Origin of the sequence: Acetobacter conturbans (assembly GCF_011516755.1) — a bacterium.
GTDB lineage: Bacteria > Pseudomonadota > Alphaproteobacteria > Acetobacterales > Acetobacteraceae > Acetobacter > Acetobacter conturbans.
Map to the genome: position 1 here is coordinate 59,332 of NZ_WOSY01000013.1, position 26,964 is coordinate 86,295.

The 26,964-nt window shown below is 56.9% G+C and carries 24 protein-coding genes and 1 pseudogene; 16 read left to right on the forward strand and 9 right to left on the reverse strand.

Annotation, left to right across the window (positions count from 1 at the left end):
- The first annotated feature begins 42 nt into the window (after positions 1-42).
- From GOB81_RS13080 to GOB81_RS13105, 6 genes are all read left to right on the forward strand, one after another.
- The gene (locus tag GOB81_RS13080) at positions 43-1,203 is read left to right on the forward strand and encodes a CmpA/NrtA family ABC transporter substrate-binding protein (RefSeq protein ID WP_277876922.1); all 1,161 of its coding nucleotides are present in this window, start codon (positions 43-45) and stop codon (positions 1,201-1,203) included.
- Positions 1,200-2,063 carry a nitrate ABC transporter permease gene (gene ntrB / locus GOB81_RS13085; RefSeq protein ID WP_173570868.1) on the forward strand — a complete coding sequence of 288 codons (864 nt, stop codon included), beginning with the start codon at positions 1,200-1,202 and terminating at the stop codon, positions 2,061-2,063. The genes GOB81_RS13080 and ntrB overlap by 4 nt, the downstream gene beginning before the upstream one ends.
- Positions 2,053-2,862, forward strand: a complete 810-nt coding sequence (locus tag GOB81_RS13090; protein ID WP_173570869.1) for an ABC transporter ATP-binding protein — start codon at positions 2,053-2,055, stop codon at positions 2,860-2,862. Before ntrB ends, GOB81_RS13090 begins: the two co-directional genes overlap by 11 nt.
- 27 nt (positions 2,863-2,889) lie before the next feature.
- Positions 2,890-3,339 (forward strand): cyanase, encoded by a 450-nt coding sequence (gene cynS / locus GOB81_RS13095; protein WP_173570870.1) that lies wholly within the window; start codon positions 2,890-2,892, stop codon positions 3,337-3,339.
- Between the two features lie 77 nt (positions 3,340-3,416).
- On the forward strand, positions 3,417-5,084 hold the full coding sequence (locus tag GOB81_RS13100) for an alginate export family protein (RefSeq protein ID WP_408736933.1): 1,668 nt from the start codon (positions 3,417-3,419) through the stop codon (positions 5,082-5,084).
- Between the two features lie 287 nt (positions 5,085-5,371).
- Entirely contained in the window at positions 5,372-6,952 is a 1,581-nt protein-coding gene (locus GOB81_RS13105; protein WP_242010269.1) for a sigma 54-interacting transcriptional regulator, read from the forward strand.
- 274 nt (positions 6,953-7,226) lie between these two features.
- On the opposite strand, the pseudogene GOB81_RS13110 reads toward GOB81_RS13105, so the two are convergent.
- Positions 7,227-7,722, reverse strand: a pseudogene (locus tag GOB81_RS13110) (transposase); the annotation flags it as partial.
- A 195-nt stretch (positions 7,723-7,917) separates the two neighbouring features.
- Here GOB81_RS13110 and GOB81_RS13115 point away from each other — a divergent pair.
- Positions 7,918-9,216, forward strand: a complete 1,299-nt coding sequence (locus tag GOB81_RS13115) for a DEAD/DEAH box helicase (RefSeq protein ID WP_173570871.1) — start codon at positions 7,918-7,920, stop codon at positions 9,214-9,216.
- A gap of 205 nt (positions 9,217-9,421) precedes the next feature.
- Here GOB81_RS13115 and GOB81_RS13120 read toward each other — a convergent pair whose 3' ends face one another.
- Positions 9,422-10,345: a LysR family transcriptional regulator gene (locus GOB81_RS13120; protein WP_173570872.1), complete on the reverse strand. Its 924-nt coding sequence runs from the start codon at positions 10,343-10,345 to the stop codon at positions 9,422-9,424.
- A gap of 120 nt (positions 10,346-10,465) precedes the next feature.
- Between GOB81_RS13120 and GOB81_RS13125 the strand changes: the two genes are divergently transcribed.
- From GOB81_RS13125 to GOB81_RS13140, 4 genes are read left to right on the forward strand one after another with little or no spacing between them, the layout of a single operon-like run.
- Positions 10,466-12,103 (forward strand): MFS transporter, encoded by a 1,638-nt coding sequence (locus tag GOB81_RS13125; RefSeq protein WP_173570873.1) that lies wholly within the window; start codon positions 10,466-10,468, stop codon positions 12,101-12,103.
- A gap of 16 nt (positions 12,104-12,119) precedes the next feature.
- Positions 12,120-13,196 (forward strand): HlyD family secretion protein, encoded by a 1,077-nt coding sequence (locus GOB81_RS13130; protein WP_173570874.1) that lies wholly within the window; start codon positions 12,120-12,122, stop codon positions 13,194-13,196.
- A 4-nt stretch (positions 13,197-13,200) separates the two neighbouring features.
- Positions 13,201-14,724, forward strand: a complete 1,524-nt coding sequence (locus GOB81_RS13135) for an efflux transporter outer membrane subunit (protein WP_173570875.1) — start codon at positions 13,201-13,203, stop codon at positions 14,722-14,724.
- A 9-nt stretch (positions 14,725-14,733) separates the two neighbouring features.
- Positions 14,734-15,465: a pirin family protein gene (locus GOB81_RS13140; protein WP_173570876.1), complete on the forward strand. Its 732-nt coding sequence runs from the start codon at positions 14,734-14,736 to the stop codon at positions 15,463-15,465.
- A 638-nt stretch (positions 15,466-16,103) separates the two neighbouring features.
- On the opposite strand, the gene GOB81_RS13145 is transcribed toward GOB81_RS13140, so the two are convergent.
- From GOB81_RS13145 to GOB81_RS13165, 5 genes are all read right to left on the reverse strand, one after another.
- The gene (locus GOB81_RS13145; protein WP_173570877.1) at positions 16,104-17,447 is read right to left on the reverse strand and encodes a TadE/TadG family type IV pilus assembly protein; all 1,344 of its coding nucleotides are present in this window, start codon (positions 17,445-17,447) and stop codon (positions 16,104-16,106) included.
- Between the two features lie 402 nt (positions 17,448-17,849).
- Positions 17,850-19,085 carry an MFS transporter gene (locus tag GOB81_RS13150; protein ID WP_338421364.1) on the reverse strand — a complete coding sequence of 412 codons (1,236 nt, stop codon included), beginning with the start codon at positions 19,083-19,085 and terminating at the stop codon, positions 17,850-17,852.
- Positions 19,082-19,411 (reverse strand): hypothetical protein, encoded by a 330-nt coding sequence (locus GOB81_RS13155; protein ID WP_173570878.1) that lies wholly within the window; start codon positions 19,409-19,411, stop codon positions 19,082-19,084. The genes GOB81_RS13150 and GOB81_RS13155 overlap by 4 nt, the downstream gene beginning before the upstream one ends.
- Before the next feature lies 1 nt (position 19,412).
- Positions 19,413-19,985, reverse strand: a complete 573-nt coding sequence (locus tag GOB81_RS13160) for a cysteine hydrolase family protein (RefSeq protein ID WP_173570879.1) — start codon at positions 19,983-19,985, stop codon at positions 19,413-19,415.
- Between the two features lie 52 nt (positions 19,986-20,037).
- Positions 20,038-20,490, reverse strand: a complete 453-nt coding sequence (locus GOB81_RS13165; protein ID WP_173570880.1) for a MarR family winged helix-turn-helix transcriptional regulator — start codon at positions 20,488-20,490, stop codon at positions 20,038-20,040.
- 247 nt (positions 20,491-20,737) lie between these two features.
- On the opposite strand from GOB81_RS13165, the gene GOB81_RS13170 reads away from it, so the two are divergent.
- Together GOB81_RS13170 and GOB81_RS13175 are read left to right on the forward strand one after the other, a co-directional pair.
- Positions 20,738-21,055, forward strand: coding sequence for a hypothetical protein (locus GOB81_RS13170; RefSeq protein WP_173570881.1), 318 nt, complete (start codon positions 20,738-20,740; stop codon positions 21,053-21,055).
- A gap of 63 nt (positions 21,056-21,118) precedes the next feature.
- Positions 21,119-21,673: a phosphate-starvation-inducible PsiE family protein gene (locus GOB81_RS13175; protein ID WP_173570882.1), complete on the forward strand. Its 555-nt coding sequence runs from the start codon at positions 21,119-21,121 to the stop codon at positions 21,671-21,673.
- 52 nt (positions 21,674-21,725) lie between these two features.
- Here the strand turns inward: GOB81_RS13175 and GOB81_RS13180 are convergent, their stop codons facing one another.
- Both GOB81_RS13180 and GOB81_RS13185 read right to left on the reverse strand, forming a co-directional pair.
- A complete protein-coding gene (locus GOB81_RS13180) occupies positions 21,726-22,466 on the reverse strand; it encodes an ABC transporter ATP-binding protein (protein ID WP_173570883.1) in 741 nt (246 codons plus the stop codon).
- The gene (locus tag GOB81_RS13185) at positions 22,466-23,344 is read right to left on the reverse strand and encodes an ABC transporter permease (RefSeq protein ID WP_173570884.1); all 879 of its coding nucleotides are present in this window, start codon (positions 23,342-23,344) and stop codon (positions 22,466-22,468) included. Before GOB81_RS13185 ends, GOB81_RS13180 begins: the two co-directional genes overlap by 1 nt.
- Positions 23,345-23,495: 151 nt before the next feature.
- Between GOB81_RS13185 and GOB81_RS13190 the strand changes: the two genes are divergently transcribed.
- The 3 genes from GOB81_RS13190 to GOB81_RS13200 all read left to right on the forward strand — a co-directional run bounded on the left by GOB81_RS13190 (position 23,496) and on the right by GOB81_RS13200 (position 26,741).
- The gene (locus tag GOB81_RS13190; RefSeq protein ID WP_173570885.1) at positions 23,496-24,443 is read left to right on the forward strand and encodes an ABC transporter substrate-binding protein; all 948 of its coding nucleotides are present in this window, start codon (positions 23,496-23,498) and stop codon (positions 24,441-24,443) included.
- A gap of 21 nt (positions 24,444-24,464) precedes the next feature.
- On the forward strand, positions 24,465-25,637 hold the full coding sequence (locus GOB81_RS13195; protein WP_173570886.1) for an acyl-CoA dehydrogenase family protein: 1,173 nt from the start codon (positions 24,465-24,467) through the stop codon (positions 25,635-25,637).
- 447 nt (positions 25,638-26,084) lie between these two features.
- A complete protein-coding gene (locus GOB81_RS13200) occupies positions 26,085-26,741 on the forward strand; it encodes an energy transducer TonB (RefSeq protein WP_173570887.1) in 657 nt (218 codons plus the stop codon).
- Positions 26,742-26,964: the final 223 nt, after the last annotated feature.

The window sequence follows — 26,964 nt, forward strand, 5'->3', positions numbered from 1 at the left end:
GACGCGGAGACAGAACCATTCACAGCATGCTCCTGCGGTATCATGCACTTTTCATCAGGCCTGGGTCGTAGGGGATTTCTTGGCGGACTTGCTGCCGCGGGTATCAGTGGGACCGCGCATGCTAACTCAGTGGTCCCGGTCGAAAAAGCCGAACTGAAGGTAGGTTTTGTGCCGATCAGCTGTGCGGCCCCCCTTATCATGGCTGTTGCAAAAGGCTTTTTTCAGGAGGAGGGTCTGAACGTCCACCTTCAGAAAATCGCTGGATGGGCTCTGGTCCGTGACCGTCTGCTGAATGGTGAACTGGACGCATCACAACTGCTCGCACCCATGCCAATCTCCCTGTCACTCGGGCTTGGAAGTGCCGCACAGCCAGTGCGTGCCATCACGATGCAGAACATCAACGGACAGGCGATTACGCTTGCTTTGAAGCATCATAATCGTCGTGATCCGCGTGACTGGAAGGGCATGACATTCGCCATTCCCTTTGAATATTCAATGCATAACCTTCTGTTGCGGGATTATCTGGCACATTATGGTCTTGACCCGGATCATGATGTAACCCTGCGCATCACGTCTCCTCCGGACATGGTGGCCAATCTGAGAGCCGGGAATATCGACGGGTTTCTGGGACCGGACCCGTTCAATCAACGTGCTGTCTATGAACAGATTGGCTTCATTCAGACTTTGACGGCGCAAATCTGGGATGGCCATCCATGCTGCGCCTTTGGCATGACCCAACCTTTTATCGATGCCTATCCGAATACCTATTCAGCCCTGCAACGTGCCATGATCCGTGCGGCAGCATGGATGAATGCGCCGGAGAACCGGCTTGAAGCAGCAAGAATCATGGCACAGCCTGCTTACCTCAACCAGCCGGAAATCGTCATTCGTCAGAGCCTGACAGGGCACTATGCCGATGGCCTGGGCGTCGTTCAGGATAACCCGCACCGTGCTGGCTACAGTCCTTATCCCTATTATTCCATGGCCATGTGGATTGAGTCCCAGCTCCGGCGCTGGGGATATCTGCAGCGCCCGACAGATGCCCTGAAACTGGCTCGCGAGATTTACCTGTTTGACGATGTCGTGCAGCAGGCACGTGTGGTGGGACCTCTTTCAGGACTGCAAGATCCCGTTGCCGGTGGCTTTCCAGAATTTTCTGTTCTCGGTCAAACATTTCCTCGTGCCGGAGGGCAGGCTCTGTGAACAGTTTCTCCGAAACGCTCCGCGCGTGGGGGCTGACGGCCTTCCTATGTGTTCTGCTTCTGGCAGGATGGTATATCGCCACATTCCCCGCCGCATCGCATTCCCCCTACGGAATTCCGGACGGCAATGCAGAATATCAGGCATTGATGGGACATGGTCCGAACGCAGCTTCTCATTCGGAAGGCTTTCCAACTCCAAAGCAGTTTTTGGATGCGGCGTGGATTCAGCTCCGAGAGCCATTCCATGATCGTGGGCCCAATGATCGTGGAATAGGCTGGCAACTCGGGGCATCCCTCCTGCGCGTGGCACTGGGCTACGGTCTTGCTGTTCTCGTGGCCGTGCCGGGCGGCTTCATCATCGGTTTATCGCCACTCATACGACGCGCGCTTGATCCGTTTATCCAGATCCTTCGGCCTATTTCTCCGCTCGCCTGGATGCCTATCGCCCTCTACACGATCCGCAACGCAGAAGAGTGCGGGATCTTTGTGATCTTCATCTGTTCGCTGTGGCCCGTCCTTATCAACACGGCATTTGGTGTCGCTGCTGTCCGCCGTGACTGGCTCAATGTGGCAAAAACGCTCGAGGTTGTCTGGTGGCGTCAGATTTTTCTGGTTCTTCTTCCCGCAGCAGCACCGACCATCATTACGGGAATGCGTGTGGGGCTCGGAATTGCGTGGCTCGCCATCGTTGCAGCGGAAATGTTGGTGGGCGGGTCAGGGATCGGATACTTCGTGTGGAATCAGTGGAATAACCTGTCCATCGCCAACGTCCTTCTTGCTGTCCTGATGATCGGGATCACGGGTATGGTCCTTGACCTTCTCTTTGGCTTCATCCAGCGGAGACTGACCTATGTCGAATGAGCACGCCGTGACGCGCTTCATCGAGGTCTCACAACTCATGAAGCGCTACAAACCCGGTATTCCGGCCGTGTTTGCAGATGTCTCTTTCACCATTGCACAAGGTGAATTTGTCTGTGTGATCGGGCATTCCGGATGCGGAAAAAGCTCCATCCTGAACATTCTGGCTGGCCTTGAAAAAGCCAGTTCTGGTGTTGTGATCATGAACGGTCATGAGATTACCGGCCCATCTCTGGAGCGGGGCGTCGTCTTTCAGGGGCATGCGCTTCTTCCATGGTTTACGGCTCTGCAAAACGTGGAGTTTGCCGTACGTTCCCGCCATCCCAAATATTCTCGTGCGAAAATAAAAGAGGAGGCAGAACAGTATCTCAACATGGTGGGTCTTGGAGCCGCTTTGCACAAGAAGCCATCCGAACTCTCAGGCGGCATGCGCCAGCGCGTCGGGATCGCCCGCGCTTTCTCGGTCGAGCCCAGCCTGCTGCTGATGGATGAACCGTTCGGGGCTCTGGATGCGCTGACACGTGGCCTGATTCAGGAGGAACTTCTCGGTGTCTGCGCACGGACGCACCAGACCGTGTTCATGATTACACATGATGTGGACGAAGCCATTTTTCTCGCGGACCGTATTGTCCTGATGAGTAATGGCCCCGGCGCGCGTATTGCTGAAATCGTAAAAAATCCTCTGCCGCGGTCACGCACACGCGAGACCATGCATCACGAGGAAGGTTTTTACGACTTACGCAACCATCTGGTGGATTTTCTTGTCCGGCGGTCTGCGCTGGTCACGAAATCTGTCGCATAGTTCTCTTAATCAAGGAAAGAAATCATCATGTATACATGTCGTGAAGATGTCACCGAGGCTATTGTTATTGCCAAGGTCGGGAAGAATATGAACTGGGCCGATGTGGCTCTGAAAATTGGTCGCAGCAAAGAATGGGTGACGGCTGCATGCCTGGGGCAGATGGTCTTTTCTCCCGACGAAGCCACGAAAATTGTCGAAATTTTCGAGCTGGACGTGAGTGCTGGTCCCTGGCTCTGCGCTGTACCTTACAAAGGCACATTTGATGGGGGAGCTCCCAGTGATCCACTGCTGTATCGTTGGTACGAGATGCTGAGTGTCTACGGCCCTGCGATAAAAGCTCTCATTCATGAAGAATTCGGGGACGGGATCATGAGCGCGATAGATTTTCGCATGAATATTGGGCGCGAAGCTGATCCAGCCGGAGATCGTGTGAATGTCACAATCTCAGGAAAATTCCTGCCATACAAAGCATACTGATCAATAGCCGCGCTCCACGCGCGGCTATACTTTCTCTTCCTCTATATCGTTACGATATCGTAATAAGGTGTTTTGCCATGCGCGGTTTTTTGCCTTCTGCGTGGCCTTTGGCTATGCCATCGTTCGTTGCTCTTTCCATGGGTTTTTTACTATCACCGGCTGATGCTGCTTCGAAGCGTGACGAAATTTCTCATAAATATATAACAAAAACCAAAATAACCTCCCGTGATTCTGTACGGTTGGTGCCGCCTTTAAAGGTCGACGCAAATGATATCACTGCACGACAGTCAGGTAATCTGCGCCACTGGGGAGTGTTTAATGCCGGTAATGGCGCAGCATCAGGCTTCGGACCTGTGGCACCCTATGGACAGGCGCGCTGGGCGGAGGACTGGAGTTTTCTCGTCAGACAAACCCCAGCCAAACGAAAACAGGACTGGTTCAACACTTTAAAGCACATCAGCCTGACTGATGATGGCACAATCTGGCTCAGCCTGAGCGGCGAGAGCCGATTGCGATATATTTTCGAGACACAGCCGCTTTTGGGCACGGCTCATGTCACAAATGCCAGTCGTGTATTGCTGCGAAATCAGTATGGCGCTGATCTGCACATGGGCCAACATGTGCGGGTCTATGTGCAATTGCTGAATGCGGAGGCGGGTGGCTCAAACACTTACGGATATCAGACGGGGCTTCAGCGGGAGCGTCTTGACCTGCAGCAGGGACTGATCGAAGTCCATGGACGTATCCTCGGAGCTGATACAGGCGTCATTGCTGGGCGGCAGCTCTTTCTTGATGCTCCACAATCCATGCAATCCGTTCGTGATCTCCCTAACGTACAGCAGACATGGAACGGAGTGCGAGGCTACGCGATCTGGAAACGGACCAGGCTCGATCTTTTTGATTTTGCCCAGACCAACGTGGAACCGGTGGGGATTTTTGGAAACGGCGTCAATTACGGAGGGCGACTTTTCGGAGCATACAGTTCGACGGCGCTCCCGAAATTCCAGTTCCTCGGTAAGGCCGGACAGATGTTTGTAGATGTTTTTTATCTTGGATATCTCTACAGTGGTGCAAACGCAGCGCTTCCGAAAGCGGCTATTGGACAGGTGCAGGCCGGCTCTACCCGTCGGGATTCTTTTGGGGCTAGGGTGTGGGGTAAAGCCGGACCGCTGACCCTGAATCTGGATGGTATCTATCAGGGAGGCACGTTTCGTCCCGCAAACAGTGGCGCCACCCGCCCGGTTCATGCATATGCCGCGAATGCGAGTGTGACATACAGTGAAACAGGTCTGTGGGGAGCGCCAGTGGCGGGCATGCAGGCTGATATTTTCTCAGGCGGTAATTATTCCAAAACCAATGGATCAGTAGGGACGTTTGGGGCTCCGTATGTTGCAGCACCTCCCTACAATGATAGCACGCTGTCACTGACCAGCCAGAATTTGATAGGGGTAGGACCCATCGTTCAGGCAGCAAAAGGGACTGTGCATATGCGGATACATGTGCCCTTTTTCTGGCGGGAAAGCACAAGCGATGCCGTGTATGGCGTCAATAAGACCTATAGTTTTCGGAATAATCTGCATGGTGGTTTTATCGGTGTAGCACCGCAAGCGCAGATTGCATGGAGTTTCCGTCGCCACTGGACATGGACGCACGATCTTGAGGGACTGGCTCTTTCTCGGGGGATGCGGCAGGCAGGTGCAAAATCCGGGCTATTTTACATGCAAACCTTGACGTTTGAATTCTGAATTTTTCTTCTGTGAGTCACCGTATGACAGCTTTATAAAGGGCGATAAGCAGAGGGTGCCACAGATCAAGGCGGACCTTATATGCTGCAAACCGAATGGCATATAATCTGCCACGAGATTGATAGGAGCATTGAGAGACCCGTGTAAATGACGGGGTGCTTGATTTACGGAATGGTCCCAAAATCCTCTGCGGCAATAAAAAACAGTTGAATAATATCAATATTCATGTTGCCTTCTTATGAAATATATTGGTCCAATCCACACCATTGCGAAAGGAATGAAGCTCTTTGGCATCTGCGTCTGACAATGACCTGACTCTTGGATTTTGGCGTTCCCAGGAAATGCTTCTGCTCAAAAGTGTCATGGCGCTTGTAGGGCGAGGGCTGGAACTGGACGTAGTCATTCGTGAGATTCTACATCTACTTTCTGAGCTGCTTGGCCTCAATCGTGGGCGCGTTGTCCTGCCTGATGAAAAAGGGCGGTTCGCAATTCGGTATGCTTATGGTCTCACACCCGAAGAAATTGCTCGCGGGGTCTATGAGTTGGGGGAGGGGGTTACCGGGACCGTTCTGCGAAACCGGCAACTTATTGTCGTTCAGGACATTGATGATGATCCACTGTTTCTGGGCCGTGCCGTTTCACGTGCTCACCTGCCTCAGGAAAAGGTTGCATTTATCGTGATGCCGATCGGTGGATTTCGCAACGAGGCAGGTGTTATAGCCTGTCACCGTCTGCGCCATCGGAATCGCGAACTGGCTGATGATATTACAATTCTTCAGATTGTTTCAAGTCTTATAAGCCAGCTTCTTCAGTTAAAAGCTGCGGTAGAAGAACAGAATCAAGCTCTCCAGCAGCAAAATGTCCTTCTGGTGCAGGCGCTGGAGAGCGCGACGATCCGTTATGGCATTGTCGGACATTCTCCTGCATTGCTACAGGCAATCAGCGCACTGGAACGTGTCTCTGATAGTCCGTCTCCAGTGCTGATTTTGGGTCGCTCGGGAACAGGAAAAGAACTTTTCGCGCGGGCACTGCATCTGGCGAGTTCACGTCGCGAGCATCCGTTCATCAAAATCAATTGTGCCGCTATTGTCCAATCTACTTTTGATATGGAGTTTTTCGGATATGAACGTGGTGCCTTTCAGGGCGCCAGAGAAAAGCATATAGGTCTTTTAGAGCAGGCCAATACAGGTACAATTCTTTTTGATAATATTGATGAACTTTCCCTGAATATACAAGGAAAACTAATCCGTTCTATTGAAGCTGCGTCAATCAATCGTATTGGGAGCCGTTCCAGAATTCCGATCAATATACGGGTTGTCGCTACATCAACGCAGGATCTTCAGCGTCTCACTGAAGAGAAGGCTTTTCGGTACGATTTATTTTACCATCTGAATATTATCCCAGTGCGACTACCTTCTCTTGTGCACCGAAAGGAGGATATTCCTCTGTTGGTGGAATATTTTCTGAATCAGTTTAATCAACGACATGATCGCAGTATCAGTCTTTCGCCAGATGCAGTTCATTATCTTACTGAACAGAACTGGCCCGGTGAAATAAGACAACTTTCCAGTTTTCTGGAGCGTACGGTCCTTCTGTCAACAAAATGCATACTGAAAATGCGGGATATTCATTTGTTATTAAAGGGTGATTCGGAGGCATTTCTACAGATTGATCAAAATCGCAACGAACGTCAGGAAGTTCGCAGTAATCCGTCGATACGACCGTATGAATCCGTTCTGTCACATTCAAAAGAGGAAATCTTAAATGCGTTGAAGATAAATAGAGGAAATAAATCAAGAGCAGCAAAAATGCTTGGAATAACCTACCGGCAAATATGCTACAGAATAAAAAAACTTTCTATATCATAGCGTATACTAGGGTATGTCGTTAGTTGAGGCGGATGATGGTGGCTGCGAGCGGTGCGACGGAGAGAAGTCTTGATGCCGTTGGACGGTTCTATCAATAGCCTTGGTATCGTTTATTGAAGCCTGAACAAACGCCTTCGCCCCTGCTTTGAGAGTTTGATGGAGCGCGTTCTGTGCTAAAGGTCAGTCTTTCCGCCTGTCATATCTTGGGCTATACGGCTTGGATGCGGGCGAGGAAGAGCAGACGCCTAATATTGTTGACGAGATTGGCGAGGCCGGTCTTCATTCCAGTGTGGCGAATGGCGAGATCCACGGCTGGCATTGCTCCATCGGCATGCGGTTTTGTCTTGGTGAAATGCAGCGTCCAACGTGCATCCCCGTTCTTGTACCACAATTTTGCGGACTTCTTCTTCCAGTCTTCCGGGCCTTTAGCAGCCTTGAGGTTAGCCTTCTCCGTCATGGTATTACGCTGCCGTGGGGCTTGCCAGACCCAGTCTCAGGAAGCGCATGAAGGACAGCCGGTCATGGATAAGATATTCGGTCCGTTCATCGGACAGTCTGTCGGTCGTCTAGATTACCAGAACCCTGAACATCAGCATGGGGTCAAACGGTGGCCTGCTGCCTTTGCTGCCATCCAAATCCGACAGAATCTTGTCCAGATCCAGCCGGAAGACTTCAAAATCCACGGTTCGGGAAAAAGCCTCAAGCTGGTCGCCTAACCCGCTCCGGCGCGCCAGACGATACTCAACATCAAAGAAACCGGACTGCCCGATCTCAATCCCTCCCGAAAACGTCACGAGAGAATGGAATCACGGCTTAAACATCAGAGAGAGGGGTTTTTAGAACCGTCGAGGGCCACCTGATCTCCTCGTTGACGCAGTGCGGCATCACCCGTAAAAGGCCGCGTTCTGAACCCGCGAAGCCCGATTAGGCGCAATCATACTCAGCGCCGGAGGCGCCGCTTGACCATGTCCATGACTTTCGACGATCTCTCACTGGCACCGGCCCTGCTCCGCGCACTGACCGAGGCAGGGTATGCTCATCCTACGCCCATTCAGGCTCAGTCAATCCCGATGCTTCTGGAGGGCCGCGACCTGCTGGGTATGGCTCAGACCGGCACGGGCAAGACCGCTTCCTTCGCGCTGCCACTGCTGCATCGCCTTGCTGCATCTCCCCGTTCGGCACCCAAGGGCGGTGCACGTGTGCTGGTCCTCGCACCCACGCGCGAACTAGTCTCTCAGATCGCCGATGGCTTCGAAAGCTTTGCGCGGCATCTGCACCCCCAGCCCCGGGTGATGACGATCTTCGGTGGTGTCAGTCAGTTCCATCAGGTCAATGCGCTCAAGGATGGTGTGGACATCATCGTGGCCGCGCCGGGGCGTTTGCTGGATCTGATCGACCAGGGCCTGTGCGATCTATCCCAGCTTGAAGCACTCGTGCTGGATGAGGCTGACCAGATGCTCGATATGGGCTTCGCGAAGCCGATTGAACGCATCGTCGCGACGTTGCCGCAGGATCGGCATACAGTGCTGTTTTCCGCAACGATGCCGAAATCCATCGCTGCGCTGGTCGAGAGCCTCCTGCGCGATCCGGCGAAGGTCGAAATCGCCCCGCCTTCGACCACCGTCGACCGGATTGAGCAGTCGGTCATGTTCCTAGATGCAGCCGACAAGAAAGCAGCCCTGCTGGCACAGTTGCAGACGCCGGGGATCGGTCAGGCCGTCGTCTTCACGTTACAGAAGAACATTGCCAACGAAGTCTGCGCCTTCCTCACCGAAGCGGGCATCACGGCCGAAGCCCTGCATGGCAACAGGTCACAGGGCCAGCGGGAGCGGGCGTTGAACGCCTTCCGTGAAGGAAGCGTGCAGGTGCTGGTCGCAACGGATATCGCAGCGCGTGGTATCGACGTTGACACGGTAACGCATGTTTTCAACCATGACCTGCCGAGCCTGCCGGAAAGTTATGTCCACCGCATCGGCCGTACCGGTCGCGCAGGGCGCAGCGGTTTCGCCATCACGCTCTGCGATGCCGAGCAGCGGGCCTGGCTGCACGACGTGGAGCGGGAAATCGGCCGCACCCTGAATGTTCATGCAGATCACGAGTGGCATTCGGAAGAGGCGCGGAACTCGACCATGCGCGCACCTGTGCTGGGTGGTGGGCCCGCCAAGAAAATCAAGCCGCCGAAAGTACGCGAGCGCAAAGTGTGGACCGAGGAAGAAAAGCTCGCCGCGCGGGCAGCAGCCAAGGCGGCCCAAGAGGAAGCCTGAGCCGGACAGGTCGGAGGCACGACCGGTCTTGTCGTGCCTCTCATGTGGTGGATGGCCATGAAAGTTCCGTCAGATCGGGCCCTCGACCCTGCTTATACCTGCTCGTAAGACCACGAGTATTTCGGCGAGGGTATCATAGGTGGCCTGTTTGGCCTTTTCTGTTTTGCACCCGGATAAAGGCCGCATGTTCACGCGCCTGAGCAATTCAGGGACAGGATTTTCCAAAAACCTTTCGGGACACGCGAAAGAGCGTCTCCCGAAGCCACCGGTGCACGGGGTCCATGTCCCGTCGTGGGTGCCATGCCTGAAAAGCTTCGACGCTGGGAAGGGAAAGCGGAAATTCGAACGCTGTAAGGCCCAGGGCGTCGCGTGAGATATGGTCGATCACGATCCCCGGCAGCGGCAGAATAAGGTCCGTATCCTTCATGCTTTCTATCATGGAATGATAGTTCGGAACCACCATCGCGATTTTGCGTGTCAGACCATGCTGGCTTCGTAACATCCAGTCGATCGGACCTTGGGCAAGGCCACGTCGCGACACACTGATATAATCGTAACGCACCATATTTTCGGGTGTAATCGGTTCGGCAAGGATCGGGTGGCCTTTGCGGACAAGGCCCTGCATATGGTCCCGCAAGAGGGTTTGTCGCCGGATTTCGGGCTTCATTAGTTCGGTGGCCCCGATATAGAGGTCAACGCTTCCATCTCGAAGCGGATCGGAGGCCGCCGCCTCGATCTCCGGAGCCCAGATCACCTCGCACCCGGGACATTCCTTCTTGAGCGCCTGTAGTAAGGGAAGGGCCAGCGAAGCGACAACGAGGTCGTTGGCGCGGATCGTGAAGGTCGGCGTCATGTTGACCAGATTGGCCAGAGCGCGTGTTTCGATGAGAGCGTCCGCCTCGCGGATCAGTTCCTGAACGCGCCCCACAATCCCGACGGCAAAAGCAGAGGCACTCATCCGCCTTCCCGACTGGACAAGAATTGGATCGGCAAAAGTTTTGCGCAGCTTGGCCAGCTTACGGCTCATGGCGGGCTCGCTGACCTTCAGGCGACGGGCCGCGAGGGAAACGCTTTCCTCCTCGATCAGCACATGCAGGTAACGCAGAAGATCGAGATCGTAGCCTTTCATCCTTCCACGAATAGACGTTGCCTGATGCAATCACCAGAAATTTCTCTTCCGCAAATCGAAGTCGTTGTCTGCTGGAAATAGGGGTTGTCCACCTCTTCCGCGTCAGGATGATGTCGCGCCATGAACAACGTCGCTTCTGCACCCGTGGCTGGCGAGCCCGTCATCCACGCCTCGCCGCCGCGACCTTCGTATATTCCGGCCTTCGGGTTGCGGACGGTCATCGGCTGCCTTGGCATGCTGCTGGCCGTGCATGTTGCCGGCTTCAACGAGCATGTCACGGAAATCGGACTGACCGATATCCGTGGTGCGATGCACATTGGTCACGATGAAGGCACGTGGCTGGTCGCCATCTACGAGGCTTTCAATATCGCGGCAATGGCGTTCACGCCGTGGTTCTACATGACGTTTTCCATTTATCGCTTTTCCATTTTCATGACGGCGATCATGGCCTTGCTGGCGATTCCGGCACCGTTCATGCCGGATGTGACGTCCCTGTGCATTCTGCGCGGCTTTCAGGGGCTCGCGGCTGGTTGCCTGCCGCCTGTTCTGATGACTGTCATGTTGAAATACCTGCCGCCTCCGATCCGGGTTTTCGGCATCGGTGGTTATGCCATGAGTGCGACGTTCGGCCCCAATCTTGGTCTGCCGCTGGAAGCATTCTGGTTCGAACATGCCGGCTGGCACTGGCTCTATTGGGAAATCATTCCGCTCGCCATGCTGTCGATCGGCCTGATGGCTTATGGACTGCCGCGAGACCCCATGCATTTCGAGCGCTTCGAAAAGTTCAACTGGCTCGGCCTGATCGTGGGGGTGCCCGCGATCTGCTCGCTGGTCATCGTGCTGTATCAGGGCGACCGGCTGGACTGGTTCCGTTCGCCGGTCATTACAGACCTGACCCTGTGGGGCGGGGCCGCATTCGTGGTGTTCGTCATCAACGAGGCGTTTCACCCCAGCCCGTATTTTCGCATCCAGTACTGGCGATCCCGCAACATTCAGGCAGCACTGGTCTCGCTTGTAGGTATTCTCGCGATCTGCGCCCTGATGAGCGACATTCCGGCGACCTACCTGCAAGGCGTGCGTGGCTATCGGCCCATTCAGGCGGCACCGGTCTCTCTGGTGGTTGCGCTGCCGCAGCTTCTCATGCTTCCGCTGATCGCGGCCCTCTGCAATAGCCGGAAGGTGGACTGCCGCTATGTGCTGGCGGGTGGAATGCTCTGTCTGGCCGCTGCCGCCTGGTTGGGCACATGGCTTACCTCCGACTGGGTGCGCGACAATTTCTATCCGATCCAGATCCTGCAAATTTTCGGGCAGCCGATGACCGTCATCCCGACACTCATGCTGGCCACGCTGGCCATGGGGCCGGCGGATGGTCCCTTCATTTCCGGTATGGTGAACATGCTCAAGGGACTGGCCAATGCCGTGGCTTTCGCGCTGTTTTCCACTCTCAGCCGTCGTCGCGAGCAGTATCATTCCACCATGCTGCTCGATCATCATGGTACACATGGCCTCGCCTTGCAGGGGATGGGCGACCCGATCAGCCAGCAGCTTTCCGGCACGTCGCCCGACAGCGCCCATGTCGCGCGTAATTCGCTTCAGGTCTTCCATACCTATGTGCATGAACAGTCGCTCGTACTGGCGCTGAACGACATCTATTACGTGCTGATCTGGGTCTGTGTCGGCTACGCCGCGCTCAATCTCATCCTGCCGCACCGCGTCTATCCACCACGGGCGCCTGCCCCGAATACTCCAGCCCGCTAACCCGGAATCACGGATCATGATTTACAAGAAACCACTGCTTTATGCCGGATGTGCTGCGGGCGTGCTTGCGCTCGTTGCCTGGGGGGGCACTCACCTGATCAATGGCGATGTCGTCAACCAGTACACGAACGATGCTTATATCACAGCCGATTTCCCCACGGTGGCCCCAAAGGTGGCGGGACGTGTCGATCGAGTGATTGCGCAGGACAATCAGGCAGTGCGTGCCGGAGAAGAGCTTGCCCATATCGAGGACGATGATTATCGGGCCGCTCTTCTCGTGGCGAAGGGCAATGTGCTGGCCGCCGAAGGTGATGTCGCCAATCTGGACGGGGAACTGGCCCGGCAGGATTCCGTGATTGCGGGGACGCGAGCGGCTGTGCAGGCGGATGAGGCCAGTCTGCTCTTTGCCCGGCAGAATGCGGTTCGTTATCGTAATCTGTCCTCGGGAGGTGCGGGCACGATCGAACAGAAACAGGCTTCTGACGCGCATGAAAGGGAAGCCGAAGCTGCCATCGCCCGCGATAGGGCGGGTGTGGATGCTGCAATCCGTCAGGTCGCGGTGCTCAAGGGGCAGTCTGAACGTGCACGCGGTCTCCTGCTGCGCGCGCAGGGGGATGAAAAGCAGGCTGAACTGAATCTCTCCTACTGCACGATCCCTGCTCCGATTGACGGCGTCGTGGGTGAGCGCGGCGTGCGCGTGGGTAATTACGTGCATCCCGGCACAGGGATTCTCGCAGTGGTTCCGACACACGAAGCTTATGTGCTCGCCAACTTTCAGGAAACGCAGCTGACCAGTGTTCAGACGGGACAGCGCGCGACCATCTGGGTCGATACGTTTCCCGGTCATCCCCTGCAGGCGCATGTGGACTCGCTGGCGCCCGCGACAGGTGTGGCGTTTGCCCCCATCCAGCCGGACAACGCAACCGGCAATTTCACCAAGGTTGTCCAGCGTATTCCAGTCAAGATCACTTTGGATCCCGGTCAGTCTCTGGCCGGGAAAATACGTGTCGGCATGTCGGTCGAAGCTAATATCGATACTTCTTCAAAGCCTGAAGGCGCCCATGCCAATGACACCCGTTATATCTGGCAGTAACGCCATGAGACGTCTTCTCCTTTCGGGTTTTTCCTGCTTGGCACTCGCAGGCTGCGCCGTCGGGCCTGATTTCCACAAGCCTCAGGTCAAGGCGCCGTCCACATGGCGATCCACCCAGCCTCCTGCGGAGAGCCGCGTTACAACCGCGACGGTGGATCCGGCGTGGTGGAAGCTGTTCAATGATCCGGAACTTACCCGTCTCGAGACTGAGGTCGCATCCTCCAGTCTTGACCTGAAAGTCGCAGGTTTGCGTCTGATGCAAAGTCAGGCGGAGCGGCGGATCGCGAGTGCCGCCCAGATGCCGCATATGGAAGCCAATGCGTCTTACGCCCGTGAGCGCGCCAGCACGAATGGTGTGCTGGGGCTGCTGGGGACGATGGAACAGCAGATGGCCGGGTCCGTGGCATCGGGAACCCAGGGATTTGGGCCGACAGCGTTGCCGGGAAGCGTCGGCAACCCGTCATTCAATCTCCCGCAGTATGGCATGAACGCGTCTTGGGAAGTTGATTTCTGGGGGCACGTTCGTCGGCAGGTGGAAGCCGCGACGGCGGCGGTGCATGCGAGCGAGGAAATGCGCCGTGACACGCTCGTCTCCCTGATGGCGGAGACCGCGCAGGATTATATTGATCTGCGCGCGACCCAGACCCAGCTTGGCATTCTTGAGCATAATATCCAAATTGCGCGGAACAGCGTCAATCTGACCACGCTGCGTTTCCAGCAGGGTGCCGCAACGCGCCTTGATGTGGCCGAAGCGACGGGTCAGTTGCACACGTTCAATGCGCGCCTCGCACCACTTGAGGCTCAGGTCACGCATTTGCTGAATGCCCTGAGTTTTCTCGTGGCGCGCGAGCCCGGTGCTTTGGATGCCGAACTTGGAAAGCCGCGCGAGATTCCGGTGGCTCCTGCAACGGTTCCCCTCGGGCTTCCCTCCGAACTGGCCGAACGTCGTCCCGATATCAGAATGGCCGCCGATCGCCTCCATGCGGCAACGGCGAGCATTGGCGTTGCAATCGCGGATTTCTTTCCGCGCGTCACCCTGTCCGGGAGCCTCGATATTCAGGCCCTGCAGTTCAGTGGTCTGGGCTCCTGGGCTTCCCGCCAGTATGGTTTCGGGCCAACGGCGACCCTGCCGATTTTCGAGGGGGGACGTCTGACGGGGCAACTGCATCTTCGCAAGTCACAGCAGCAGGAAGCTGCGACGATGTTCCAGCGGACTGTCCTGAAGGCGTGGCAGGAGATTGACGACGCGATGGCTGATTTCACAGCCGCGCAGAGACGGCATGATGAACTGTCCGAAGCCGTGCACGAAAATGAAATCGCCGTGGAGACGGCGAAGATGCAATATGTTCAGGGATCTTCAGACTTTCTGAATGTTCTCACTTTGCAGAACGCGCTGCTGTCATCCCAGAGCGCGCTTGTGGATGCGACAGCGCATGTCTCGGTGGCGGTCACCAATCTCTATCGTGCCGTCGGGGGAGGATGGCAGGATTTTTATCCGGACACCCGCCATGACCGAAAGCATACGTGAGGACGAGACATGATGATGATCCGACGTTCGGACACGCTGGGCGTTGCACATTCTGGCGGTCTGACCGTTCGGTGCCATTTTGCTTTTGCTGACTATAAGGATCCGATCCAGACACATGCAGGATGCCTGCGTGTCCTCAATCTAGTCACACTCCCTCCGGCGAAGTGTTACGAGATCGGCCCCGAAGCCGGGATCGATATACTCACCTGGATGCAATCCGGAACATTGGTTGCGGAAATCGATGGTTTTGAGAAAGAAGATGTGAGCGCGGGCGGCCTGCACCTGATGAGTACGGGTGCAGGCTGTAAGACGCTTCAGTGGACTGCGGGGCGTGCAGGCGCATCCTTTATTCAGTTCTGGTTACTCCCCGACATCGAGGGGACGCTGCCTGCGCAGGAAAGCCGAAGTGCGTTCCCACAACTCGAAGACGGAAGCTTCAGGATTATCGCGTCCGGCTTTCCGGAAGATGATCCGGAAGAAGTGGAAAGCGTCAGGGATGGCGCGCCGGTCACGCTCTGTGCGCGGGCGCGCCTACTGCATGCCGAGCTTCCTACGGGCGAAGGGGCAGCCTACCGTACCACGGATGGTCGCGCTCTTTATCTGCTTGTGGTGTCGGGTGCCGTTCGTATCGGCACAGACGTCCTCGACAGCGGTGATGCCATGTCTCTGACTGATGTGACCCAGATGACCGTCATTGCGGTAGCCTCGGCGGTGGTGCTTCTGGCCGACGTGGCGGCGTGAATCCTCCCCATGTGTGGACGTGGTAATGCGGTCCATAAGGAGGAATTGGTCGAGAGCCCTTTTGGAAAGTGCTGTTCCGGACCGGAAGCCCCCGTGTGGCGCAGAGGTGAAATATGAAACCGGTCGGGAACAGCCAATCTGACACTTAACGGCCTTGCGGAAAGCTTGCGTTTGAAGGCGAACAGCACTTTCCAAAAGGGCTCTAAGAACTTAATTTTTCCAACTTAACCCGGTTTTCAAAGTCGAGTTCGTAGAGGCTGTTTCAAAAGTTCTCTGCTGAGCGCGACCGGTGTCGGTTTTTGAGCACTGAAGCGAAACAGTCATGCTGGCCGTGAGTATCGGATCGCACCAGAGAGCTTTTGAAACAGCCCCTTAAGCGTCAACGGAAAACCTCCCAAAGCAACTGACAGACTGCTTCGGGATTTTGTCAATCATAGTCGGAAACAGGTGTTGGAGAGGCATCGGTCGTCCGGTCCCGAAATCAGATCGTCAATTTTGTAGGGCAGGAAGGCCGTGTTTCATCGGGTAACGCGTACAGACCTGTCGGTTGCGCCGTCATCGTCCCGCTCGTCTTTCCTCTATTCTTGCCGGATTTCCGGTTAATTCCGGTCGATCTATAAAATCCTGTGACAGAAAATCTATTTTGTAAGATGTGCTGTGCTGAGTGTGCGCTGGAAAAGTGTCTGAAGCGCTGCTGATACGTTATCGTTTGTCGTCACTTCGTAAAACAGTCCGGGAGAGGCGCAGGCTTCCAGCGCCTCTCCGATCGTGTCGGTTGGCGACAGGAATGGCATGACATTTGCCACTGACCACGCATCGCTTTGCAGATCATCCGGGATATACTGAGTATAGAGGATGGCAATCCGAATATTGCGGTTTGTTTTCAGGTCCTCACACAAGGCGGAGGGAATGACCCCCAGTGTTCGCTTGCCTGAGGCGTTTTCATCACGCATTCCATCCGTCAGGAGAAACAGGACGGCCTGAGGTGTATCTCCCTCATTGTTTGTGCCACCGCCGGATGTGGCAGGAAGACTGTCATTCTCGCCCTCGAACGCCTGCGTGAAATTTGTGTCCATGTCCGAGTCTGCTGTTCCGCATATACGGTGATTGTTTGTGCAGACTGGCAGAAGGGTGATCTGGCTGGCAGCCTGATTCAGCGTGGTCGTGTCACTGGTTACGGATGAAAAAGACCTGAATCCATAATCAAAAGTCGAGATGGCCATCCGGTAGGCCGCAGCATTCTGACCTCCGCTTTCGCTCACTGTGGTGATGAGGTCGCTGACGGCGGACTGGATGACATCCAGCCGGAGTGTAATGCCGAGATTTACCGCGACCTGATAGTTGTCGAGATACTTGCCCGTGGAAGGATTGAGAGTCGTATGACCGGGGCTGGTGGAAGACGTGCTCGTCTGATGACAGGCAAATGCGCAGCCAGCCCCGCTGTCCTGCCCCTGCGTGGCGCTGAGCATCGCATTCATGCCGTCGGACGTGGCGGGAAAAGCCATTGATGGCGATGTATCCACCATGACGTAAAAATCAATATTCGCCGCCACGGAGCCGGTGGCCTGACTCGTTCCACTCACCGTTATGGTCGGAATCCCGACAAGGCGACCCATTATTGTGGGCACACTGGCTGTCCATGTGAGTGTCACCACACGTTTCGTCGTCGCCGTGCTGCTATCCGTTGTGGCGACGGTCGCCGACGTTGACTGGATGGTGACCCCGTCGATCGGTTGTGCGGTGGCGGCAAAGGTTCCCTCTGTATCGCTCACGGCCTGCTGTTCGCTTGCGGTGATCCGGCCTGGACTCACCGCCATGAGCGTCGCGGCGTCCGCAAGACCCTCCAGCTGGTTCTGTTTCTGAACGGACCGTCCGTAGTCCACACCGATGGCAACGGCGATAAGACACGGCAAAACCGAGAGGGCTACCAGAATGGCGACGCCTGCATCTCGATCTCGTATAATGGAGCGTCTGGATGTCATGGGTGACACGCAACGATCATTGGGAATTCGGCTACTCCGGAACTGGAACAACACGGCAGCCGAACAGGCATGTGCGGTGTTCACTTTCATGGGTCATAGGGTGTCGCGCGTTTTCCGGAGTGAGGATTGGCCGCGCGCAGTTGAAAGTGTGATCTGTTCCGTCGCCATTATCAGATCGTTGTTAAGGTTAGATTAACGGCCTGCCCGGAACCCTGCTCTGGTTCGGTTCAAACTGAGGCAACGCGCTCCGGCGTCAGGGTCAGGACGGAGTGAAAATGACGCCGCAAACATAGGGTTGCTGTGCGCTCAGCTCCACTCCAGACGGGCCATGCTCAAGGATAGGCAGGGGCAAGATCAGGGGGGGCGGGGAGGGATAACTAATCCTAATCGGGAACAGCCGTATCACTCTCTGCGGGATCGCTGCGACCTGCGTGGGGGCAACGCGAAAAATGCCACCAGCGCTGATATCAGTCCCGATGCCGCTCCAATGCCGAGCGCCCAGCGTGGCCCGAATGTATCCGCCACCCAGCCCACAATTGGCGCTCCGAGCGGTGTGCCGCCCAATGCAACGCCGACACGCAGCGCCATCACGCGCCCGCGCATCTCGGGGGGCGTGGAAAGCTGGATCAGACTGTTCGTCGTGTTGGTGAAGGTCAGTACCGCCACGCCGATGACGACAAGGGCGGCGGCAAAGAACCAGTAGCTCGGTGCGACGGCGGCCATTATGCAGCCAAATCCGAAAACAGCCGCGCCACTCAGCAGCAGGTCGAAGCGCGGTTTTTCGCGGCCAGCCCCGAGAAATGCCCCTGTCATCGTGCCGACCGCCATGATGGACGACAGAAGGCCATAGCCCCGCGCATCAGTATGAAAGACGGTGACTGCCATGGTCGAGATGAAGATCGGGAAATTCAGCCCGAACGTTCCGATCAGAAACAGCATGATCAGGATCGACCTGAGATCCGCTCGCCCCCATGCGTAGCGGAACCCTTCGGTAAAGCTGCCCTTTGTCCGCTGTGCCCGTGCGTTCGGATGAAGGGAGCCGGTCCGCAATGAAGCAAGGGAAAGCAGCACCGCCATGAAGGAAGCGCCATTGATCAGAAAAGCCCATCCTGTGCCGATTGCGGCAATCACCAGACCGGCGACAGCGGGGCCGATCATGCGCGCGGCGTTGAACGAGGTGGAGTTGAGCGCAACCGCGTTGTGCAGATCTTTGTCTCCAACCAGCTCCGCCACGAAGGTCTGGCGAACAGGCGCATCGAAGGCTGCGGCGCTCCCGAACAGAAAGGCAAAGATGCACACCTCCCAGAGCCGGACGATGCCGGTGACCGTCAGGATGCCCAGCGCCAGAGCCAGCATGCCCATTGCTGCCTGTGTGATCATCAGCAGCCGGCGCTGGTTGAAATGATCAGCGGCGAAACCGGTCCACGGCAGCAGGAGCATTTGCGGACCGAACTGCAGGGCCATGACCAGCCCGACGGCGGAGGCGTCATGATGTGTGAGTTGGGTCAGGACCAGCCAGTCCTGAGCGGTGCGCTGTACCCACGTGCCGACATTGGAGACGAAAGCACCCCCGGCCCAGATCCGATAGTTGGTGTTTCGGAGCGCCCGGAAGATGTCTGGGATGCGCCGGGGCTTCACATCCGGTCCGGGGTGTTGCCGCCGTTGAATCGGCCGAAATGCCTGCCTGCAAAAAGAGAGATAAGAAGAAATCCCGCCCCGAGCGCTGCCGCGTTACTCGTATCCGTGAGCGTAAAACTGCCCACCTGACAGACGAGCGTGTAGCCAATGAGGAGGTTGAGGAAGCCCCACAGCACATTGACGGTCGATGACGACAGTCCCTGTCCCGGCGGCGAGGCGAACGGGCTCTGGAACGGTCTGCCCATCATGCCGCTGACGAGATGAGGGACAGCGTTCGCCAGAAAAATGCCGCCGAAAAAGTAGGAGAGGAGAAAGAGCCAGAGCATGTCAGGCGGCACCCCTTGATGGCAGAAGGGTGATGATGTCCGCGCTCATGCCGGTCTCCCCGAGGCGGGGAAAGACGTGGCGGACACTGTAATCATGTGCGTCAGGACGGGGATCGGTCATAGCATCGACTGCGAGCGTGACGTTGAAACCTGCTTCATAGGCTTGCCGTGCCGTCGCCTCGACGCCGGTGCCGGTCGCCACGCCGGTGATCACGACCTGCGTGACGCCTCGTGCCTTCAGTCGTGCTTCCAGATCAGTGCTGGCGAAGGCTCCCCATGTCCGCTTCGTGACGATGATGTCGCCGGGTTGCGGGTCCAGCTCGGGGATGAAATCGGTGAAGTCTTCGGGGAAATCACCGCTGATGCGTGAAGCCGTTTCCGTGCGTCCCGGCGCGCGCCCGGCCACGTTGACGAGCACGACGGGGAGTGCCCTTTCACGAAAGGTCCTGATGAGGAGGTTGCAGGTCGTTTCCACGACACCTCTGACGGTCTCTGTAGGCGGCGACTCAACTATGCCTTTCTGCAAGTCGACGACGATGAGGGCCGTATTGGGGTCGATCATAGTCAGTGCCATGAGAATTCCTTTCGAAGCTGGCGACCGGGCGGAACGAACCAGCAGGCTCAGATCATTCTTCGACAAGTCGCCTGAGCAGTGCGACGGCCGTGGCGATTTGCTCTTGTTCCTGCGGGGAAAATCGCGACTGGAGCGCGCGCGTCAGCCAGTCCTGACGCGCGGCGCGTCCGTCCGCGACCTGCTTGCGGCAGGTTTCCGTCAGTGACAGCAACGTCTGCCGCCCGTCCGTGGGGTCTGGCTCACCTCTCACTAACGCGGCCTGTGTCAGCGCAGCGATAATAGGCGCCATCGATTGCGGACGCATGCCTTGCGTTCGAGCCAGATTCGATGTCGTTGCAGGACCATCCTTTTCCAGTTGCAGCAGCACGGAAACCTGGGACGGTGTCAGATCGCTCCCATGCGTTTGCTCGCGCAGGCGGCGCTTCAGCTTGCCCAGAGTGGTGCGCAGATCCTGTGCGAGACCTGAAGCAAGGGGAGGGGACGGATCGTTTGATGCGGCAGCCATGATGCGTTGCCTATCATATGACAAGTCTACCTGAAAAGATAAACTGTTCAGGTAGACTGTTTTTCTGCATGGCGGCAGAAACACGTCATCGGGGATTGCCTCCCGTTTTCGTCGGGGTGGGGAGTGTATTGAAGAAATTGAGGGACAGACGCCTTTTGGTGGCCCCTTGAATCTGAGGGTGTCTCGTTTAGGACCCGCAGTGCGGTTTCGTAATCGCAGTGTGATATTATAGAGTAAGGAAAAGCGGATGAATAAATTTCAGGCCTTTCTCGTGGCAGGTGTGCTGATGGTTTCAGCAGTCCCCGCCATGGCGGCTGATTCCGATTCCTGCACTTCCGGACTGTGTCAGACGGCTGACAAAAGCTGGAAGACTGTGCGCAATGGCACTGTCGATGCCGCGCATGACACAAAAAACTGGGGCAGCAAGACGGGCACGAAAGTAGGCCACTGGGGCAGCAAGACAGGGAAGAATATTGGACGCTGGGGGAAAAACACCACGCATACAGTTGGAAAATGGGGATCGAACACTGCGAAAGACACGAAGAATTTCGTCGTCGGTCAGTGAGTCTTCTGAACGAAATATGTTGCTGAAAATGACCGGATGGCCAGCGGGAATGGAAGACTGATTATGGAAGACCTGAAGAACGAGCGGGAACATCACGATCCCTTCTCCCGTGAAGCCCTCCGGCTCGGTCGCAGCTTTCGGGAGATGAACCTCTACGAGAGTTTCGAGCTGCTGATCATGCTGATTCTGACGGCTCTGATCATGGTCATCACGGCTGTCGCAACGTGGAACCTGACCCGAGAGGTCTGGGGGCTGGTATGGTTTGGTCAGATCAATGCGAATAACGCGCCCGCGTTCCAGAGTGTTTTCGGCAATATCTTTACGGTCATCATCGCTCTCGAATTCAAGAGTTCCCTGCGGATCAGCCTCACTCACAACAGGGATGTGGTGCGCGTCCGGACCATCGTCCTGATTGCCCTACTGGCAGTGTCTCGCAAGTTCATCATTCTTGATCTCAACGAGGTCAAGCCGGTGGAGATGATGGCCTTTTCTGCGGCCGTTCTGGCGCTGGGTGTTGTCTACTGGCTGATTCGTGAACAGGACAGTCGTGTGGCGGCCAAGGCGGCGGAGATCGCATCAGCCGAAAGAGTGTCGCATGATGACCGCCCCCGCCAGTGAGGATCAGACAGTGAGAGAAGCCGCATAAAGTCGGTTCTGTCCCCTCGGGTTTTCAGTTGTCGTGGACGCCAAGCGCCCGCAGAAGTGTTCCTCTCAGCCGTTCAAACTGGGGATCGGCATGGCGGCGGGGTCTGGGCAGGGAAATCGGCAGATCAAGGCTGATGCGCCCTTCTTCCAGAACGACAGCGCGGTCAGCCAGTAACAGGGCTTCGTCGACATCGTGGGTGACCAGCAGGACGGCGCTGCGGTGCCGCTGCCAGAGATCGGAAACAAGGGTCTGCATGCGCAGTCGGGTCAGCGCATCCAGTGCCGCGAAAGGTTCGTCCAGCATCAGAAAAAGCGGCTCCCTCACGAGTGCCCGCGCCAGAGCGGCGCGCTGGGATTCTCCGCCGGACAAGGTGAGGGGCCACGCATCCAGACGGTGGCTGAGACCGACCTCTTCCAGAACGCGCAGCGCGTGTTCGCGTGTGGCGTCGGGCTGACCCAGCACGATGTTCTTCCATACCCGCTTCCAGGGCAGAAGCCGACTTTCCTGAAAGACGACCGAGACATCTTTCGGTCGCGAGACAGAACCTTCCGTGACCGGGTCCAGCCCGGCAAGAGTGCGTAACAGGGTTGATTTCCCCGATCCGCTCCGCCCCAGAAGAGCGACGAACTCTCCCTCCCGGATGTCCAGATCAAGTCGGTCAAGGATGCGTGGACCATCACCAAACCGGCGGCTCAGCCCACGGATGCTGACTGCCGGCACGTCATGATCTGCCGTGTGCGGGCGCAGGGGCGTGACGACGTTCATCAGGTGCGGCCTCCCTGTCGCTGCGCCGGTTGCCAGATCAGCGCACGGTGCTCAAGGAAGCGGACGAACTGATCGGAGACGAGGCCGAACAGGCCATACACGGCCAGCCCGACGAAGATGATGTCGGTTCTCAGGAAATCCTGAGCATCCATCATCATGTGCCCGATCCCGTTGTCGGCGTTGACCTGTTCCGCGACAACCAGCATCAGCCATGAGATGCCAACGGCGAAGCGGATGCCGACGAGAAGATCCGGCAGCGCGCCGGGCAGGATGACATCGCGGATGGTCTGGAGGCGGGACAGGCGCAAGGTGCGGGCCATTTCCAGCAGCTTGGGATCAATGGACCGGATGCCCTTGTGCAGGTTCAGATAGACGGGAAACGTTGAACCCAGCGCAACGAGCAGGATTTTCGGGGCTTCTCCGATACCGAACCAGAGGATGAACAGGGGCACGAGGGCCAGAACCGGGAGTGTCCGGAGGATCTGAAGCGGGGCATCGACGATATCCTCGCCCAGTTTTGACAGGCCGGAGATCAGCGCCAGTATTGTGCCGGCAAGCAACGCGAGGGACAGTCCGGAGGCGGCGCGCAGAAGCGAGACCTCAAGATTGGTCATCAGGGAGCCGTCTTGCAGCAAACTCCAGCCGGTATGGGCAATCTGGAGGGGAGAGGCGACCAGACGGGTGGAGAGAAGGCCGAAAGAGCAGGCGGCCTGCCAGGTGAGCAGCGCGATCAGGGGAGAAAGATAGCGCGAGAGGCTGGGTAGCCAGCGTGGCAGCGAGAACCTGGTCGGGTTTGGGCGGGGGAGGGTCGCATCCGTCTCTGCACTGTCGGATCGCAGGAGTGGTTGATGCTGGGTATGCAGGGTAGCGCCGGACATGGCCTCTGACTCCAGTGTTGTGGCTCTGGCTTTAGGCGACTATCCCTTAAATACGATGAAATGACGTATGAATTATATTTAGGCGATATATTTGTGCATATTTATTGAAATCAACGAGAAAAAGTCGTTCTTTATGGGGATGATTCATAAGATGATATGGGGCCGTCGGGCCGTCTGGATGTTCCTGGCACTTCTTGTCGCTCTGAGCGGAGGGAGCAGAACGGCGCGCGCCCAGGATGAACTCATCGTTGCTGACCAGAAGGGGCAGCAGAAGGCGATCATGGCGGCTTCCGGCGCTGACCGGAATATCCCCTATCATATTCACTGGGTGGAATTCGAAGCGGCGGCGCCCCTGCTTCAGGCTTTGGGGGCAGGCGCCGTGGATACCGGAATCGCCGGAGACGGGCCGTTCATGTTTGCGTGGGGAGCGGGCTTGCCTATCAAAGCGGCCTACGTGATCCCACCGAAAGCGGGTGGAAAAGCGACGGCCATCGTGGTCCCGGAAGGGTCTTCTATTGTTTCGCCAGCGCAGCTTTCGGGGCGTCGGGTCGCCACAGGCAGGGGGTCCATCGGGCATCTTCTGCTTCTGCGCCTTCTGGCGACAGGCGCTATTCCGGCTCCGGCTCCCAAAATCAGCTTTCTCTTGCCAGTTCAGGCAAAGGCGGCGCTTGATACCGGTCGTGTGGATGCGTGGGCGACGTGGGAGCCCTATGTCTCTCTTGAGGTGGTGACAGGCCATGGTCATATAATTGCCGATGCGGCTGGTCTGATGCCGAACAACAGTTTTTTTGTCGCGAATAATGATGCTCTTGTGAAAAAGCGTGAGCTGCTTGGTGATTTTTATCGCCGGATTGCGCAGGCTTATACATGGGGTATCCAGCATCCGACCGATTACGCAAGGATTCTTGCGCAACAGACCGGTATTCCGTTTAATGTTGCGACAGTGGTTGCGGAGAAGCTGATCGCAAGTCCTGTGGCCGTGACCCCTGAAGTTATTCAGGCGGAACAAACGGTGCTGGATACCTACCGTGCGGCCGGGCTGTTGACGACGACGGAGCCTCTGGCCGGGGCGTTCGAACCGCATTTCGCGGCGCCATGAAAAAATAAGTGAGATTTCGCCATGGACGGATCACCCACGATCGAGCGTCACGCTCCGGAAACCGAGATCATCGAACGACTGGTCAAGCGGTTCGCGGAACGGGCTGGGGAATACGACCGCCGTGGCGAGATCTGTCTCGATAATCTTGAAGAGCTGAGGGCTGCTGGGCTGCTGTCTCTCGCGGTGCCCCGTAAGAAGGGGGGTGAGGGAGCCGGGTTGCGTCGCATAACGGAGGTTGTCGCCCGTGTCGCCGAAGGTGACCCCTCCACTGCCCTGATTCTCGCCATGCAGTATCTGCAGACCGCCGGGATCGTCGCGTCCCGCACATGGTCTGATGAGGTGCGCGATGAGGTTCTGACCTCCATCGTAGAGTCCGGCGCGATCATCAATGCGCTTCGTGTTGAGCCGGAACTGGGGACGCCTTCCAGAGGCGGAGTTCCGGCAACGCGGGTGCGGCGCGTTGGGGATCGATGGCTTCTGTCCGGACGCAAGATTTTCTCGACTGGTTCCTCTGCGCTGCACTGGGGCGTGGTGTGGGGCGCGACCGAGGAGGAAGATCCGCGCATCGGGCAGATTCTTGTGCCGTTGAACCTGCCGGGAGTGCGGATCGAAAAAAGCTGGCACCAGCTTGGCATGCGGGCGACAGGCAGCGACACGATCGTTTTCGAGGATGTTGAGGTTCCGGAACGATATCTGATAGGCTTTATTGCGCAGTCAGCAGGTAACCCGGAAACGCCCGCACTGGCGATATGGCATACGGTTGTGGTCTCTGCTCTTTATGATGCGGTCGCGCGGGCCGCTCGCGACTGGCTCGTCACGTTTCTCGAGGCAAGGGTTCCCACAGCTCTGGGGCGTCCTCTTTCAAGCCTGCCACGTTTTCACGCGGTCATTGGGGAGATCGATGGCTTGCTGCTGACCAATCAGGCGTTGCTCGAACGGGGCCTGAGTCTGGAAGGAACGGAGAAGACCACTCTCTCTGAAGCCAGCCAGATCAAGCGTCTCATGACTGAAAACGCTATCGCTGCCGTGGCGCGGGCCGTGGAAGTGACGGGAAATCCGGGTCTCAATCAGAATAATCCGCTTGAGCGGCATTATCGAAATGTTCTGTGTGGGCGGATTCATACGCCGCAGGCGGACGTGGTGCTGGAGTCAGCGGGACGGCTCGCCTTTGAAAAGGCGCACGAGAGAAATTAATAAGCGTCTGTAAATAAACGTTTTATTTCGTGAGGAACAGGGTGGTTGGCGCACAGCTTGCGCCTTACATATTTTGAAAGCGAAATTGTTCCGGCAGCGGATTGCCTGATGCATAAGTTTATTTTATTTCGGTATCGTGATGAATGATGCTATCATTAATCATGTCGTATTCAGAGGTCGCTCCTCCTTGGATGTTTTGGAGAGCAAACGATGTGGGGTGGATGATAAGGTGTCGTGAAGGGTCTCTTGAAGCTTTCGAGATGTATTTATAAAAATTGAGAGATGTTCAAGAACAATTGCGATATTTTGTCCGCAATATGGCTTGTGATCTCGTGACTGTGCGTCATGATCTGCCGCAGATGATGGTGTGAGAAAGAAACTGTTCATGCAGTCTGGAGCCGAGAGTGCAGCACAGAGAGAAATCGCTGTCAGGGAGTTGTCTTTGTAATGCTTGACTATGCGCAGCAGCGCCGGAGGCCGGCGCAGCAGGCGGTTGGCATAGGTGGTGTAGCGGCCATAGCGGTGGCGCTTGGTGTGATTTACGTGACGTGGGTGGACAAGGAGCCTGCGCCTGTGAGCCACGCACCGATGAAGGCGGTTGTGATCCGCCCGGTGAAGCCGCCCCCGCCGCCGCCGCCACCCCCGCCGGAACTGACGTCACCGCCGCCGCCCTACATTCCGCCGCCGAAGGTGAAGATTCCGCCTCCGCCCAAGCCGGTGGTTCAGAAGGTGACGCACGAGCGTCCGCCCAAGCCGATGCCGCCGACGACGCGCCCGGCCGCGGCGCCGTCCTCCGCCCCGCCGGGTCCTCCGGTTCCGGATCATCTCGCCGGTTCGCGTCCCGTGAACCATGTCGAGCTGAACTACCCGGATGAAGCGCAGGATGAAGGGCGCGAGGGTCAGGTGACGGTGGTCTGTGACGTTGAGTCCACGGGCGTGACCAGCAACTGCTCGGTGAAGAGCGTCAGGGGAGGACAGGATTTCGCGCGTGCCGCGCTCGAATATGTCCGCAAGGCCCGGTATGCGCCGGCGACGTCGAACGGAGTTCCGGTCAAGGAGCTTCAGCACACTTATACGATCTCGTTCAGTCTGAATGACAACTGACCGAGTTCCACGCTTCAATCGCAACTGTCTGTTGATCTTCAAGGTTAAGGATACGAGAATGACCTGGCTCAAAGCCCGTTCGAGCATTACCGGCAAGGTTGTTGCGCCATTTCTGGCGGTTTTACTGAGCACTGCGGCACCTGTGACGGTATTTGCGCAGGATTCGGGTAGTTCGGCTGCGTCTGAGGCGCCTGCTTCTGCCCCGGTTGCGGCGCCTGACGCT

Coding starts and splice junctions, on each gene's coding strand:
- GOB81_RS13100 (WP_408736933.1), top strand. CDS start 3,417: ATGCGCGGTTTTTTGCCTTCTGCGTGGCCTTTGGCTATGCCATCGTTC.
- GOB81_RS13195 (WP_173570886.1), top strand. CDS start 24,465: ATGGACGGATCACCCACGATCGAGCGTCACGCTCCGGAAACCGAGATC.
- GOB81_RS13170 (WP_173570881.1), top strand. CDS start 20,738: ATGAATAAATTTCAGGCCTTTCTCGTGGCAGGTGTGCTGATGGTTTCA.
- GOB81_RS13145 (WP_173570877.1), bottom strand. CDS start 17,447: ATGACATCCAGACGCTCCATTATACGAGATCGAGATGCAGGCGTCGCC.
- GOB81_RS13115 (WP_173570871.1), top strand. CDS start 7,918: ATGTCCATGACTTTCGACGATCTCTCACTGGCACCGGCCCTGCTCCGC.
- GOB81_RS13090 (WP_173570869.1), top strand. CDS start 2,053: ATGTCGAATGAGCACGCCGTGACGCGCTTCATCGAGGTCTCACAACTC.
- GOB81_RS13135 (WP_173570875.1), top strand. CDS start 13,201: ATGAGACGTCTTCTCCTTTCGGGTTTTTCCTGCTTGGCACTCGCAGGC.
- GOB81_RS13185 (WP_173570884.1), bottom strand. CDS start 23,344: ATGTCCGGCGCTACCCTGCATACCCAGCATCAACCACTCCTGCGATCC.
- GOB81_RS13200 (WP_173570887.1), top strand. CDS start 26,085: ATGCTTGACTATGCGCAGCAGCGCCGGAGGCCGGCGCAGCAGGCGGTT.
- GOB81_RS13125 (WP_173570873.1), top strand. CDS start 10,466: ATGAACAACGTCGCTTCTGCACCCGTGGCTGGCGAGCCCGTCATCCAC.
- GOB81_RS13165 (WP_173570880.1), bottom strand. CDS start 20,490: ATGGCTGCCGCATCAAACGATCCGTCCCCTCCCCTTGCTTCAGGTCTC.
- GOB81_RS13175 (WP_173570882.1), top strand. CDS start 21,119: ATGGAAGACCTGAAGAACGAGCGGGAACATCACGATCCCTTCTCCCGT.
- GOB81_RS13120 (WP_173570872.1), bottom strand. CDS start 10,345: ATGAAAGGCTACGATCTCGATCTTCTGCGTTACCTGCATGTGCTGATC.
- GOB81_RS13180 (WP_173570883.1), bottom strand. CDS start 22,466: ATGAACGTCGTCACGCCCCTGCGCCCGCACACGGCAGATCATGACGTG.
- cynS (WP_173570870.1), top strand. CDS start 2,890: ATGTATACATGTCGTGAAGATGTCACCGAGGCTATTGTTATTGCCAAG.
- GOB81_RS13160 (WP_173570879.1), bottom strand. CDS start 19,985: ATGGCACTGACTATGATCGACCCCAATACGGCCCTCATCGTCGTCGAC.
- GOB81_RS13140 (WP_173570876.1), top strand. CDS start 14,734: ATGATGATGATCCGACGTTCGGACACGCTGGGCGTTGCACATTCTGGC.
- GOB81_RS13190 (WP_173570885.1), top strand. CDS start 23,496: ATGATATGGGGCCGTCGGGCCGTCTGGATGTTCCTGGCACTTCTTGTC.
- GOB81_RS13155 (WP_173570878.1), bottom strand. CDS start 19,411: ATGCTCTGGCTCTTTCTCCTCTCCTACTTTTTCGGCGGCATTTTTCTG.
- GOB81_RS13080 (WP_277876922.1), top strand. CDS start 43: ATGCACTTTTCATCAGGCCTGGGTCGTAGGGGATTTCTTGGCGGACTT.
- GOB81_RS13130 (WP_173570874.1), top strand. CDS start 12,120: ATGATTTACAAGAAACCACTGCTTTATGCCGGATGTGCTGCGGGCGTG.